Raw genomic sequence first — 13,747 nt, forward strand, 5'->3', positions numbered from 1 at the left:
CCCCTTGTAGATGACGAGGTGGATCGGTCCGAGGTGTAAGCACAGCAATGTGTTTAGCTGACGGATACGAATCGGTCGAGGGCTTAACCTACTTACTCTCACTCTGACTTCATTTCCTTTCTAATTTTCAAGGTGTGTGATTCACACATCTGAATATTGTCCCAGAATCACAGATTCTGGGAAACGTCTGGTGATTATAGCGAAGGGGTTCCACTCGTTCCCATCCCGAACACGACAGTTAAGCCCTTCTGCGCCGATGGTACTTGGGGTGCAGACCCCTGGGAGAGTAGGTCGTTGCCAGGCATACCAAAAAGCCATCCAGAAAAACTGGATGGCTTTTTTATTTACTATAGACTATATTAGAATCAAGTTGCTCTGTACGTGAAAATGTTGAAGGCTATTATAATCGTAAAAGCTTAATGAATCTAATCTATTTTCGAAGGTCTAAATGACTAATTTTTCGCTTGGATCCATTTAAAAGATTATGTATAAATATCAGAATAATTTGTATACAATTCACCTGCTTGAGCTATTTTACACATAAAATAAGTGGAATATGTATTATATTACTAAATAGATTTATTTAAAATATAATTTAATTGACTGGTTTATTTTTGGGGATATAGTATGATGTCTAGGAGTTTATAAATAGGTGGTGATCAATTTGCCGAAAATGTATGGACATACACTTCATGAATTAAGTTTAGCAGCTCAATCAGGAGATGTTTGGGCTATGGGGCATTTAGGCTTCTGCCTTCTAGGTGAGGCTGCTCTCCCTTCCTATTGGAAAGAAGGAGAAAAGTGGCTACGTCGTTCTGCTCAAGCAGGTGGGAAAGAGGCGATGGGCTGGCTTGGCTATTGTTTAATCACTGGCTATAAATTACAAAAAAACATAAAAGAAGGAGAATGGTGGCTTAGAAAAGCAGCTGAACTAGGAGATGTTTGGGCTATGGATCAATTAGGGACATTACTTCTATCTGGCCATGGGCTAGCTAAAAACTTTAGAGAAGGAGAATACTGGCTTGATCGGGCATCTGTAGCTGGAAGTATCACATCCATGTTGAAATTGGGAAAACATTTGTTACATGTAGGAAATTATAGAGAGTATAGACAAAAAGGAGAAAAGTGGTTAAGAGAAGCAGCCAAATTAGGTAGTTATGAAGCGATGATTTGTTTGGGAAATCATCTACTTAAAAATACACAAAACCCAAAAGGAAAGCAAGAAGGAGCAATGTGGTTATTAAAAGTAATTGAATTTGAGGTAAAACAATATGAGTTTGATCTTAGCCAAATATGTGCACAGTTAATCATGGAATTTATGACAAGTAAAAATGACCCAACAAAATTAGAATCCTTATATAGGCAAATAAAAAAATTTAGTAATGTATGGACATTAAGAGAGATAAGCCGGTATATATCTAGTGGGGATTTATCAAGGTGTAACATTAAAATAATTCGAAAGGCTCTTTATAAGGCTGGAGAGGCAGGTGATATACAAGCAATGAGAGAGTTAGGAACACGGATGCTCGGAGGATATGAGATGATGAAAAGTCCTATTGAAGGAGAGCTTTGGTTACAAAAAGCAGCTGACTTAGGTGATCGGTTAGCAATGGGAATTCTAGGAGTTCGTTTTCTGAAAGGAGAAGGATTACCGAAAGATAAAAAAGAAGGGGTTCGTTGGTTAGGTCAAGCTGTTAGGTTATTAGCATGATAAATAAATACATATACCATTTCACCAAAATCAATTGAAATACTCCAAGGCTTTTCATTGATAGGAACTAATTTTATAAGTTTAGAATATATTATAAGAAATAAATATATCAGGGCTGTAGGCCTTTTTATAATTTTTGTTATTATTGTTTAAATATATCTTTTTTTGTTAATAATAGACAATAGATAGAACCATTTGACAAAGTAGGTGATGGAATCATGGGACAATTAGCGTCTTTAAATTGTTTAGTTTGTAAAAAGAATAGTTGGAAAGGAATTGTTGTATTGGAAAAACAGATCTGTCCATCTTGTGAGCAAAAAATAGTAAAATTAGATACAAGTGATCATACATACTTAGAATATGTTATATCCTTAAAACAATTATGGAGAGATAAACCCTCTATTTAGAGCTTCCCAGAAACGGAGGTTTCTTATAATATAAAATCTCGCTCATTTTATATAAAAAGGCTTGCATTATAGTCTGAAGTATTTATTATTCGATTTTTAATCTCAGACTAGTATTCAAGCCTTTTTTATAAGGTTGTATCGCTTTAGGAGGAGAATCATGTATAAACAAGATAGAGCACCCTTATTCGAAAAGATGTTGGAGCATTCCTATCAAAGCAAAGGAAATTTTCACGTCCCTGGTCATAAGCAAAGCAAGGCATTTGATCCTATAGCTAAACCGTACTTTCAGCCAATCTTACAGATGGATTTAACCGAAATTGGAGAGCTTGATGATTTACATGATCCAGCTGGAGTCATACATGAAGCGCAACAGCTAGCAGCAGAATTGTTTGGAGCAGAAGATACTTTTTTTTTAGTTGGAGGAACGACAGCTGGAATTATTGCTTCGATTCTTTCTTTATGCCAACCAAATGATATTTTGATTGTCCAACGTAGCTGTCACCAATCGGTTTTTCACGGCTGCTTATTAGCAGGGGCTCGACCTGTCTATCTAGAAAGTGATATAGATTTGCAAAGTGGCTTAGAAATACCTATTTCCCCTGAAGAGCTCGAAAGGGTGTTGGAAAATTACAACGAAGCTAAAGCAGTAGTCATCACTAGTCCTTCTTATTTTGGGATTGTGCAGCCACTCAAAGAAATCAAGAGGGTTTGTGATCAATTTAAAGTTCCTTTGGTAGTAGATGAAGCACATGGTGCTCATTTTTCTTTTCATCCTGATTTACCTAGGTCAGCGATGAATTGTGGTGCTGATATATCTATCCAATCCACACATAAAATGTTGACTGCAATGACGATGTCTTCGATGCTACATATACAAGGAGAGAATATATCTAGATCAGAGCTAAAGCGCTGGTTAAGGGTTATTGAGTCAAGCAGCCCTTCTTATCCTTTAATGGCTTCATTAGACCTAGCTCGACGGGATTTAGCGTTACGTGGTCGAGATTGTATAGAACGTACATTAAATGGCTTAAGATGGTTACGTAAAAAGTTATTAAATCTTAATTGTTTACATGAAGTAACAATGGATGTAGTTCAAGACCCGTTTAAGTTCGTTCTTCGTGCTAATAAGACTATTTCTGGTTATCAAATGGCGGATTGGTTAGCAAAGCAAGGTATTTATTCGGAGCTTGCTGATCATGAAAAAGTATTATTTTGTTGTTCATATGCTCATGATAAAGAGGATTTTCATAACCTATATGTCAAATTAAAGGAATTAGATAAATTTATCTCAGATTTTAATTCCAATCATGTAAAATCTTGGCCCAAATTTCCAAAGAGGGGCTCATCTATATATTCCTTATCTGATCTGAAAAGGGGTCAGAACCGTAAGCGAGTACCTCTCGATGAAGCGATAGGACAAGTGTCGACAGAGATGGTTATTCCCTATCCACCAGGAATTCCTTTGGTGCTTCCAGGAGAAATATTTACGTATGAAGTTGTTTCTTACCTTTTACATATAAAGGAATTAGGAGGAAAAATTAGAGGGGTTTTTGAATCTTTCACTCCTGAAGTGTACGTGTTAGAATTAAATAATACAAGTAAATAATTATTTTTATGTTTCTTGCAATATATTTTCCAGTATATTCATGAAGATCAACTTTATTTACTTGTAATAGGTATAAAATGATAAGCGGTAGGTTTTTTGAGGGCAACCTCTGTAATATATTAAGTTGGAGGCCTTTGCTGTGAAAGGATTATTCGTCAGCTTTGAAGGACCAGAAGGAGCTGGAAAGACAACACAGATTATGCTAGTGCGCAATTTCTTACAAGCACAAGGCATTCCCTGTGTCACTTATAGAGAGCCAGGTGGTACACGTATTGGTGATGCGATTCGCGAGATTTTGCTTAATCCTGAGCTAACGGAAATGAAACCTCGTACGGAAATGCTATTATACGCTGCATCAAGAGCACAACTAGTTGAACAAGAAATCCTGCCTGCTTTGACGAAGGGTTATACTGTTTTATGCGATCGATACGTGGATTCAAGCATTGTTTATCAAAGTATCGGGGCAAATTGGGAACTTGAAGAAGTAATTGCTGTTAATCAAATTGCTACAGGAAATCTAAAGCCTCATCGTACGTATTTATTGGATCTGCCTGTAGAACTAAGTCAAAAACGTTTACAAGCTCGGAATCAAAGAGATCGTATGGAATTAAAGGATGTATCTTTTCATAGCCGAGTACGAGAAGGATACCTCTCTTTGGCGAAAAAAGAACCAGAACGTTTCCGCATGATAAAAGCGATTGGGAATATTGAGGATATTGGTAAGCAAATTGCAAATGATTTACTCGATTTGGTTAAAGAGAGTCAAGCTAACCATAATTTTTGAGTAAAAATATACCATTAATTGAAAAAGAGGATGTTTGCTCTAGTATATTGTTAGATGCTAGAATGATGATAGGTGCCCTTAAAATGAAGCTTATTTTAATAAGTAACTAATCAGTCTAGATATTATATAGATAGAAGAAGTAAATCGGTTTTGTAAGAACCTACTTCCTCCACATAGAATATTGCTTTATTTGTTTTTAGAGCTCAGATCATTTTTGGGTGAGAGAGCAACGCTTTCATAAGTGGATGGAATAAGTACAAAAACGGTTAGCTAGTGAATAATAAGGGAACCGCTGAACCGCTAATTAATTAAAGATAAGCCTTGACGGTTTTTGCTTATAAACTTTCAGACCGTTTGTCTTTTTGCCTGTTTTATCCCTTCTTAATCAAATGGTAAACCACTTGATCTTAAAAGTAGTGGTTGCTAATGTTTGGAGCTTAGAATAGGGATGCTGCTCCTCCCTAAAGCCGTACTAGAGCAGAGGGCATTGGCTGCATAGGAGGGATTATCAATGTTAAAAGTGATTGGAGTTCGCTTTAGACAAGCGGGTAAGATATATTATTTTGATCCGGTCGATTTTCAGATTCAACGAGGGGAAAATGTTATTGTCGAAACAGTTCGTGGGATAGAATATGGCAAAGTTGTCATGGGGACCCGCTTTGTCAAAGAAGATCAAGTTGTCCTTCCGCTGAAAAAAGTTTTACGTATCGCAACTGAAGAAGATACAGCACAAATGGAGGCAAATCGTAAAGATGCATTATTTGCATTGAATGTTTGTCAAGAGAAAGTAAGTAGTCATGGCTTAGAAATGAAGTTAGTGGATGCGGAATATACTTTTGATCGCAACAAAGTCATTTTCTATTTTACCGCGGATGGTCGTGTCGACTTCCGTGAGTTGGTTCGTGATTTAGCTGCTGTCTTCCGAACAAGAATCGAACTCCGACAAATCGGGGTACGTGATGAAGCAAAAATGCTGGGAGGACTCGGACCTTGTGGACGGATTTTATGCTGCTCTTCATTTTTAGGTGATTTTGAACCTGTTTCGATTAAAATGGCCAAGGATCAGAATCTATCACTAAATCCTGCCAAAATTTCTGGATTATGCGGACGTTTAATGTGTTGTCTTAAGTATGAAAATGATCACTATGAAGCGAGTAAACAATCGATACCCGATATCGGTGAACAAGTATATACTCCGGATGGAGAGGGACAGATCGTTGTGCTAAACTTACTTGAGCGTAGAGCACAGGTCCAACTATTAGATACAGGGGTAACTGTAGAACATTCACTGGATGAGTTGTCTCCTGTTCATTCATAATAGAAACTCCTTAAAGAGGTATTAGGCTAGATTGGATGATCAATCTAGCCTAAATTACAAGGAAAATGCAAGCTGATTGGCAAACAAATAAGATAGGCTCTTTTTTAAAAAATAGGAGCTTGTTAAATTCGCTGGCTATCATGTAATGGCCTAAAGAGATGAGACCTCAAATTGATATGAATCGAACTGACACCAAGTCATTTGCTCATGTTCTGTGAAGAGATTCACGTAAGTGAATTTTTCTTATCATGTTGTAAGTAATGAGGTGGGGGCTTGGATAAACAAGCAATTTTAAAACAAGTAACACAAGTAGAAGAGCAAATTGGGGAGCTTTATAAAGAACTAGGTGGTTTAAAAGAGCAGATTGTAGAGCTAATGGAGGAAAATACCCGACTAGTCCTAGAAAATCAGCGCTTAAGAGAAGCACAAGAAAGGAAGCCTTCAGATATGCCTGTAAGAGATCTACAAGATAAAGAAGACAGCGAAGAGATGGAAGAGCGTGAAGGATACAACAATTTAGCTCAATTGTATGAAGAAGGATTTCATATTTGTAATGTACATTATGGTCGATTACGAGGTGAGGGCGACTGTCTGTTTTGTTTAGCTTTTCTTAATAAATCAACCAAAGAAGTATGACGCCGAAATAACTAGTTTGAGCTAAGGGATGAATAGATTAGGGGGTGGTTTTCCACTTAGGTTCAGAGGAAAATTTCTTCTTAGTCGATCATCCATACTGGTTGTCGGCGTTTTTTTTCATAAAAAGAAGGGAACAAAGGATGATTTACTTTGTTTATATTTTGGAGTGTGTAGATGGTACATATTATACAGGTATTACGAACAAGTTAAGAAATCGGATAAGAAGACATCAACAAGGTAAGGGAGCTAAGTATACAAGAGGACGTCTCCCTGTTATTTTAAGGTATATCGAGATTTGTTCTGGAAAGTCGGAGGCCTTAAAACGAGAATATCAGATTAAAAAGATGAAAAGAGGGGAGAAGGAATATCTGATCAAGATGTTTGATAAAGAGAGGATGAAAAACAGTGTATATCCAAAAGAGCTTTAAGCAAGAACAGGAGGTGGGCTCGCTTTATATAGTAGGAACACCCATTGGGAACCTTGAGGATCTGAGTCCAAGGGCTCAAGAAATTTTAACACAAGTTCAATGTATTGCTGCTGAAGATACGAGACAAACGAGAAAATTACTTGCTAAATTCTCCTTTTCAACTCCTTTGATTAGTTATCATGAGCATAATCAGCAGTCGAGAGGAGAGGAGCTAATAGAGAGGCTGTTAGCAGGAGAGTCCATTGCATTAGTAAGTGATGCTGGGATGCCAGCTATCTCAGACCCAGGCGAGGACTTAGTCCAAAAGGCAGTTCGTTCTCATATTCCTGTAATTCCTATTCCAGGGCCGAATGCAGCTCTATCTGCTCTTGTTGCATCTGGAATACAAACTCAGCCTTTTTTGTTTTTGGGCTTTTTACCACGTTCATCCAAGGCAAGAAAATGTGAGCTAGCAAAGTGGGCTAAACTCCCAGCTACTTTACTATGTTATGAAGCTCCACATCGTTTAGTGTCGATGTTAGAAGATGTGTATGAGATATGTGGTGATCGCATAGTAGCTATTTCTCGGGAAATGACGAAAAAACATGAAGAATGGCTAAGAGGATTGCTCAGCGATTGTTTAGCTTATATCAAAGAGTCAGGAACAAAAGGTGAGTACACCATTGTGATATCAGGAGTAGACAGTATCCAAGAAGAGGAAGAGAAAGTACTTTGGTGGGATCAGCTATCCATTTTGGATCATGTTAAGTACTATATAGATCAAGGAAAGACCAAAAAGGAGGCAATTCAATTGACAGCCAAAGAGCGTGGGTTACCTAAACGAGAAGTATATAATTTGTATCATACAAAGTAGAACCGCATGTTGTATAAACCTAGATCATTCCTAGAACTTTTAAGCAAAATCAAAAAGCGAGGCTTGCCCAGATAACCTCGCTTTCTTTTTCACAAATTATAATATGATTGGCAACTGTCTTAATATGTTTCGTTAGTCAATGTCATTTATGTGATGAGAGCCTGATTAGGTATTGTATTATTCAGAGGCGACTTTGTCGGTTAGAATCAGACGATACATCTCTTCAATGCACTTCTTGCTAACTACTTTGTTGCGATAACGAACGGTATCATCTACTTCACCTGTAAAGATACAAGCTGGTTCATATTTTTTTAGAACAATACGTTCCCCATCCACATAGATTTCTAATGCGTCTTTTTCACCAATTCCCAATGTTCGACGTAATTCGATAGGAATAACTACGCGACCCAGCTCGTCCACTTTACGTACAATACCGGTTGACTTAAGCATCTCAGTAATCTCCTCTCAATTCTGGTCTTTGGTTTTTTCGCATTATCTTTATAAATTGCCGTCAAATTTCGACATTGACGACATTAAAATCATCATACCAACGATTCCCAAACCAGTCAATATTACATTAGAAGCTTTATAGAAATTTTCTTGACTATCTGCTTGTTATATGTTTATTAAAATATGAAACTTTATATTATAAAAACGTGCTTTCCTTAGATTGAGGAGATGATTATCGTTGCTATCTGTTTCAGAAGAATTAAAAAGAAAACTTAAAAAAGTAAATGAATCATTAAGAAAAGTATATCCAATCTCTTCGCTAGATACATCCGCTATTCGAGATAGACTATCCAAAATTGGAAATTTTTATAAATTAGAGAAATGGAAGGATAAAGAATTAAAAAATTGGTTAAATGGAAAAACATTGGTAGGAGTTGACGGATCGGTCAATTCAACTAAAGGAATGCAGACACGAACGTTATCCGTTTTCCAAGCATTAGCAAAAGGAACGAAAGGTGAAGAGAAATGGGAAGCTGATGTTGTAACTCCTTTATTAATGCCTGAAGAGGAAAAAGAAGAGGGGAAAGCAGCTCGGGAAGCTAAACAGAGAGGGACTATTTTATCTATATTGGAGATGGAAGTTGCTAAATTTGCTATGAAAGAATGGGAACCAAAAGCTATATTAATGGATGGTTCGCTTCTGCATTACTATATTGATGATATGGAAACTTGGATAAAAGTGGCTGAGATAGCAAAGCAATATCAGGTCTTTATTACAGGTGTGGCTGAGGAAATTGGTACACATAGTTTGGTGAAAGAAGTGTTTCCTGAGTATCGAAACTGGTCGGACCGAGACTTGTTATATGGGATACTACAAGTGGGAGAGGTTTTCGAATGGGAAGGTTGGAGTCCTTCTGGAAGCCAGATGTGGAAGATAGTTATGCGCTCTTCACGTAGCCCTCAGCCGATCGGCATAGATGGAATCTTATCACAAAAAGAGCAACGCCTTGATTTAGCAAGATTGGTCTATACATTGACTCCTGAACAAGGACGAGGTATTCCCTTTTGGCTCGATATTGTTGATAATCAGGTGAGAGTTACGGACCCATTGGTTGAAATGATGGTAGAGGAATATATTGATCCAGACTTACGTTATCGTTTATTTGGACAAAAGAGAAGTGAGCGAGTCATATAAAATGGGAGGGGATATACATGCAAGTCGTTGGAGTAACTACACAACAAGAAGTACATATTGTCTCGCGTGAACGGAAATTTCGTATCAATGAAATTCTAGTAATTGAAGACCCATCTCTAAATGATCCCAAAGGGGAAGTTGTCGAAACAATGGCTTATAACCGTTTAATTCCGATGGGTTATGATAAATCATTAGTGGATCATCAAATTTTGGAGACCTTGCGTAATATCGGTTATGATATCGAATCGGATGAAATTAATTTGGCTAAGCTTAGGCTATTTGAAGAAGCACCTTATCCAGTGCGAACAGGATGTTCTGTACGTTTACCACAATTTGCTGAGGTAAGAAATTTACTAGTAAAAACAACCCCGCAAGATGGAATGGTACTAGGGGAAATACGAGGAACTGAATCGATGGTAGAATCGATGAGTGAAGATTTGCAAGATCAAGTGATGATGTTGGAACAAGAAGAACTGCGATCCCAATGTGGCGTTCCATTTATATTTGATATAAAAACGATGCAACAGTATCCACATGTGGGTGTGTTTGGTGGATCCGGTTCTGGAAAATCTTTTGGTTTACGTGTTATGTTGGAAGAATTAATGAAATTAAGGATTCCGACGATTGTATTTGATCCGCACTTTGAGATGGATTTTCGTGATCAAGTACCTCAGCTAAAAGATAAGTGTACCCGATTACATGATCGTTCTATCATTGTGCAAATTGGACAAAATGTAGGTATTTCTTTTAGTGAATTATCTACACGTGATGTTGAGCAGTTATTAGGGGCTGCGGGTGGTCATTTAACGGAATCGATGGTAAATGTGGTCCAATCTTTACATAAGCGTAGAGATTCATATACATCCTTTAGTGATCGACTCAATAATCTAGTCCAGGCACAAGATGAAGGAAGCAATCAATTAAAGCGAAAATTAAATGACTCAGAATTAACGCCTCTGGAAGCAGAACGGATTAAAGATCTACTCTCATTATTACAAGAATATGGAACACTTCCATCCGCTTCTGTAAGAGGGATTCATTGGAGGCTCAATCGATTAGAGAAAGCAGGGCTCTTTCAACATGATATTTGTGCGATTGAACAAGGTTTAGAACAAGGGAAATTGGTGGTTGTGCAAGGTTCTGCTTGGGTATTACAAGTATTTGCGACTTATGTAATCGGAGCTTTGTATCGAAAGAGAAGAGAATATAAAGACCGTAAAATGAATGGAGAAGAAGGGCACTTTTTCCCTCCATTTGTCATTGTGACGGATGAGGCGCATAATTTTGCTCCGAAAGGTGTTGATTCTCCAGCGAAACATATCTTAAAGGAAATTGCTCAAGAAGGACGGAAATATGGTGTATTTTTATTCCTAGCTACACAACGCCCAACATTATTAGATGAAACGATTACAGCTCAGCTTAACTCAAAGTTTGTGTTTCGAACAGTTCGTGGAACGGATATTCAAACATTAAAAGAAGAGACGGATCTAACTCCTGAAGAAGCTAAAAGGCTACCTTATTTACGCTCAGGGGATACCTTCGTTTCATCAGCTGCTTTTGGACGAACGATTTTTATTCGAATCCGTGCAGCTTATACTAGAAGTCCACATATCTCTAATCCATTTGATGAGTTAAAACAGATTGCCGAAGAGAGAGATGAAAAAGTAATTCAAGTAATTAGAAAGCATCTCCCGTTATTTGATACGGATCTTTTGCAAATCGTGGGTGTAGTGCGTCGTGAGTGTGGTTTAGACTGGGATGTAGCCCGTTTTAAACAAGAATTAGATCGCTTAGCGGAGGAAGGGCGCATTACAAAACACGAAACACCATTTACGACACGTTATGATCAAGCATAGGTAAAAATTAATCACAAGAAAGTTGAAATTTCGTTCACTAACTGTCTATAATGTAGTTAAATCATAAGCATGAAGATCAATGACGGGGATGAGTAATTCACTCTGAGCTATCAACAGAGAGCCGGGCAAGGTGAAAGCCGGTATAGCTAGATGGATGAACATGGCCCTTGAGATTTTCTACTGAAATTGGGTAAAAAGAGTAGGTAGAAACGCACACCAGCGTTATCGGGTTGACCAGAGGATATCATTTTTCTAGGTGATATCGAAATTGGGTGGTACCGCGTGAGCCATATCTCGCCCCAAAGTTGGGCGGGATTTTTTAGTTTATCTTGAGTATTGGAACGATCTGTTTTTTTATTTCTTGAAGCTCTATATCAAAGAAAGGAGATACAATCATGAGCAATAAACAAACATTTTATATTACAACTCCGATTTTTTATCCAAGTGGAAAACTACACATTGGTCATACCTATACGACCGTAGCTGCGGATGCTATGGCACGTTATAAAAGACTACGTGGTTTTGATGTTATGTATTTAACAGGTACAGATGAACATGGACAAAAGATTCAAAAAAGGGCAGAAGAAGCAGGGAAAGATCCTCAATCTTTTGTGGATGAAATGGTAGAAGATATAAAAAGTTTGTGGGAAAAGCTTGATATCTCTTATGATGACTTCATTCGTACAACGGAAGACCGACATAAAAATGTGGTCCAAAAGATTTTTCAGCGTTTTAAAGAGCAAGGAGATATCTATTTAGGTGAGTATGAAGGTTGGTATTGTATGGACTGTGAATCATACTTTACAGATCGCCAAGCCAAAGATGAGAAATGTCCTGATTGTGGAAGACCCGTGAAAAAAATGAAGGAAAAGAGTTATTTTTTCCGGATGAGTAAGTATGCAGGTCGATTGCTTGCTTATTATGAGGAACACCCTGAGTTTATTGAGCCATTCAATCGTAGAAATGAAATGATTGAAAACTTTATTAAGCTAGGATTAGAGGATTTATGTGTCTCACGAACAACGTTTGAATGGGGTGTAAAAGTACCAGATGACCCTGAACATGTGATGTATGTATGGCTTGATGCATTAACGAACTATATTACTGCCATTGGCTATCTTTCAGAAGATCCGGTACAAATGGAGAGATTCCGCAAATATTGGCCTGCTGATGTCCATTTAATCGGAAAAGATATACTGCGTTTCCATACCATTTATTGGCCTATTTTCTTAATGGCTTTAGACTTACCTCTGCCCAAAAAAGTATTTAGTCATGGCTTTTTCCTAGTAAAGGGAGAAAAAATGTCCAAATCGAAGGGGAATGTGATTGATCCTGTTCCATTGATTGATCGCTACGGTTTAGATGCAGTTCGTTATTATCTATTTCGTGAAGTACCTTTTGGTAGTGATGGTATATTTACGCCCGATGCCTTTATCGAACGGATCAATGCTGACTTGGCTAACGATTTAGGAAATCTGCTTCATCGTACTTTAACCATGGTTGAAAAGTATAATGGGGGTCTGATTCCAGAATCAATGAATCATGCTACCGATTTCGACCAGGACCTCATCCAGTTGACAGCTAAAACGATCAAAAGTTATGAAGAGACAATGGATAAAATGCAGTTTTCAGTAGCGTTAACCACTGTTTGGGATCTCGTTAGAGCTGGAAATAAATATATTGAGTCAACAACACCATGGAATTTGGCTAAGGACGAAGCGAAAAAGAATATTCTAGGGGCTGTTCTTTACAACTTACTTGAGGTATTACGGATTGTCAGTATCTTAATTCAACCATTTTTGATACAAGCTCCAGCGAAAATATGGCAACAATTAGGCTTGCAAGCTGGAGAACATACTCATTGGGACAGTATCTATCACTTTGGTCATCTACCAACGGGTATAAAAGTAAAAAAGGAAAAACCCATATTTCCACGTTTAGAAATGGAAAAAGAAGTGGAGGAGATTTTAGCGATGATGACAGGTCCAGCAAAAGATGAAGTAATTAAAAAAGAAGAAGTACCTAAAAAAGAGTCGAAAGATCAGGTAGAAGGGATCATTACCATTGATGACTTTATGAAAGTAGATCTTCGGGTTGCAGAAGTTGTCCAAGCAGAACCAGTAAAAGGAGCAGATCGTTTACTCAAATTGCAGCTTAACCTGGGTGGGCAAATTAGACAAGTCGTATCGGGAATTGCTGAGTTTTATCGACCCGAAGAGCTAATTGGGCAGAAAGTAATTTGTGTGGTTAACTTAAAACCGGTTAAACTACGAGGTGAAAAATCAGAAGGAATGATTCTAGCTGCCAAAGAAGGAAATCAGTTTGCTTTAGTTACTGTTTCTAGTGACATTCCGACCGGAGTACGTGTTAAATAATCCAAAATGACTACCTCCCTTTATGGGAGGTACATTTTTATAAGAGAATGTTGCATAAGCTGATCAAAATCTTTTATTAGAGCTAGATTAAGAGAGGGTTATTTATTATTGTAAATAGACTTTTCCTA

The 13,747-nt window shown here is 37.6% G+C and carries 12 protein-coding genes, 2 rRNA genes and 1 other annotated feature; of the genes, 13 read left to right on the forward strand and 1 reads right to left on the reverse strand.

Features of this window, described 5'->3' with window-relative positions; translation table 11 throughout:
• The 10 genes from DL897_RS12330 to rsmI all read left to right on the forward strand — a co-directional run.
• Positions 1–91, forward strand: a 23S ribosomal RNA gene (locus DL897_RS12330); the annotation flags it as partial.
• 95 nt (positions 92–186) lie between these two features.
• A 5S ribosomal RNA gene (rrf, locus tag DL897_RS12335) occupies positions 187–303 on the forward strand.
• Between the two features lie 370 nt (positions 304–673).
• Positions 674–1,711, forward strand: coding sequence for a tetratricopeptide repeat protein (locus DL897_RS12340; RefSeq protein ID WP_240627432.1), 1,038 nt, complete (start codon positions 674–676; stop codon positions 1,709–1,711).
• A 218-nt stretch (positions 1,712–1,929) separates the two neighbouring features.
• On the forward strand, positions 1,930–2,118 hold the full coding sequence (locus DL897_RS12345; RefSeq protein ID WP_113659460.1) for a sigma factor G inhibitor Gin: 189 nt from the start codon (positions 1,930–1,932) through the stop codon (positions 2,116–2,118).
• Positions 2,119–2,275: 157 nt separating this feature from the next.
• Positions 2,276–3,724: an aminotransferase class I/II-fold pyridoxal phosphate-dependent enzyme gene (locus tag DL897_RS12350; RefSeq protein ID WP_113659461.1), complete on the forward strand. Its 1,449-nt coding sequence runs from the start codon at positions 2,276–2,278 to the stop codon at positions 3,722–3,724.
• A 139-nt stretch (positions 3,725–3,863) separates the two neighbouring features.
• The gene (tmk, locus tag DL897_RS12355) at positions 3,864–4,508 is read left to right on the forward strand and encodes a dTMP kinase (RefSeq protein WP_168188783.1); all 645 of its coding nucleotides are present in this window, start codon (positions 3,864–3,866) and stop codon (positions 4,506–4,508) included.
• A gap of 511 nt (positions 4,509–5,019) precedes the next feature.
• A complete protein-coding gene (locus tag DL897_RS12360; RefSeq protein WP_113659463.1) occupies positions 5,020–5,826 on the forward strand; it encodes a PSP1 domain-containing protein in 807 nt (268 codons plus the stop codon).
• 273 nt (positions 5,827–6,099) lie between these two features.
• Positions 6,100–6,462, forward strand: a complete 363-nt coding sequence (gene yabA, locus DL897_RS12365) for a DNA replication initiation control protein YabA (protein ID WP_113659464.1) — start codon at positions 6,100–6,102, stop codon at positions 6,460–6,462.
• A 140-nt stretch (positions 6,463–6,602) separates the two neighbouring features.
• Positions 6,603–6,890 carry a GIY-YIG nuclease family protein gene (locus DL897_RS12370; protein WP_206186525.1) on the forward strand — a complete coding sequence of 96 codons (288 nt, stop codon included), beginning with the start codon at positions 6,603–6,605 and terminating at the stop codon, positions 6,888–6,890.
• Positions 6,868–7,743, forward strand: a complete 876-nt coding sequence (gene rsmI / locus DL897_RS12375) for a 16S rRNA (cytidine(1402)-2'-O)-methyltransferase (RefSeq protein ID WP_113659465.1) — start codon at positions 6,868–6,870, stop codon at positions 7,741–7,743. Before DL897_RS12370 ends, rsmI begins: the two co-directional genes overlap by 23 nt.
• 177 nt (positions 7,744–7,920) lie before the next feature.
• Here rsmI and DL897_RS12380 read toward each other — a convergent pair whose 3' ends face one another.
• Positions 7,921–8,193, reverse strand: coding sequence for an AbrB/MazE/SpoVT family DNA-binding domain-containing protein (locus tag DL897_RS12380; protein WP_113659466.1), 273 nt, complete (start codon positions 8,191–8,193; stop codon positions 7,921–7,923).
• A gap of 238 nt (positions 8,194–8,431) precedes the next feature.
• Here DL897_RS12380 and DL897_RS12385 point away from each other — a divergent pair, with 238 nt between their 5' ends.
• From DL897_RS12385 to metG, 3 genes are all read left to right on the forward strand, one after another.
• Positions 8,432–9,388 carry a DNA double-strand break repair nuclease NurA gene (locus tag DL897_RS12385; RefSeq protein WP_113659467.1) on the forward strand — a complete coding sequence of 319 codons (957 nt, stop codon included), beginning with the start codon at positions 8,432–8,434 and terminating at the stop codon, positions 9,386–9,388.
• A 17-nt stretch (positions 9,389–9,405) separates the two neighbouring features.
• A complete protein-coding gene (locus tag DL897_RS12390; RefSeq protein ID WP_113659468.1) occupies positions 9,406–11,244 on the forward strand; it encodes an ATP-binding protein in 1,839 nt (612 codons plus the stop codon).
• A gap of 70 nt (positions 11,245–11,314) precedes the next feature.
• Positions 11,315–11,549, forward strand: a binding site (T-box leader).
• Positions 11,550–11,639: 90 nt separating this feature from the next.
• Positions 11,640–13,619: a methionine--tRNA ligase gene (gene metG, locus DL897_RS12395; RefSeq protein ID WP_113659469.1), complete on the forward strand. Its 1,980-nt coding sequence runs from the start codon at positions 11,640–11,642 to the stop codon at positions 13,617–13,619.
• Positions 13,620–13,747: the final 128 nt, after the last annotated feature.

The sequence above is a fragment of the Thermoflavimicrobium daqui genome (assembly GCF_003313465.1).
Classification (GTDB): domain Bacteria; phylum Bacillota; class Bacilli; order Thermoactinomycetales; family Thermoactinomycetaceae; genus Thermoflavimicrobium; species Thermoflavimicrobium daqui.

Bases quoted from the DNA above. Each gene is read 5' to 3' on its own strand.
- DL897_RS12340 (WP_240627432.1), top strand. From the start codon at position 674: ATGTATGGACATACACTTCATGAATTAAGTTTAGCAGCTCAATCAGGA.
- DL897_RS12345 (WP_113659460.1), top strand. From the start codon at position 1,930: ATGGGACAATTAGCGTCTTTAAATTGTTTAGTTTGTAAAAAGAATAGT.
- DL897_RS12350 (WP_113659461.1), top strand. From the start codon at position 2,276: ATGTATAAACAAGATAGAGCACCCTTATTCGAAAAGATGTTGGAGCAT.
- DL897_RS12360 (WP_113659463.1), top strand. From the start codon at position 5,020: ATGTTAAAAGTGATTGGAGTTCGCTTTAGACAAGCGGGTAAGATATAT.
- DL897_RS12370 (WP_206186525.1), top strand. From the start codon at position 6,603: ATGATTTACTTTGTTTATATTTTGGAGTGTGTAGATGGTACATATTAT.
- DL897_RS12380 (WP_113659466.1), bottom strand. From the start codon at position 8,193: ATGCTTAAGTCAACCGGTATTGTACGTAAAGTGGACGAGCTGGGTCGC.
- DL897_RS12390 (WP_113659468.1), top strand. From the start codon at position 9,406: ATGCAAGTCGTTGGAGTAACTACACAACAAGAAGTACATATTGTCTCG.
- metG (WP_113659469.1), top strand. From the start codon at position 11,640: ATGAGCAATAAACAAACATTTTATATTACAACTCCGATTTTTTATCCA.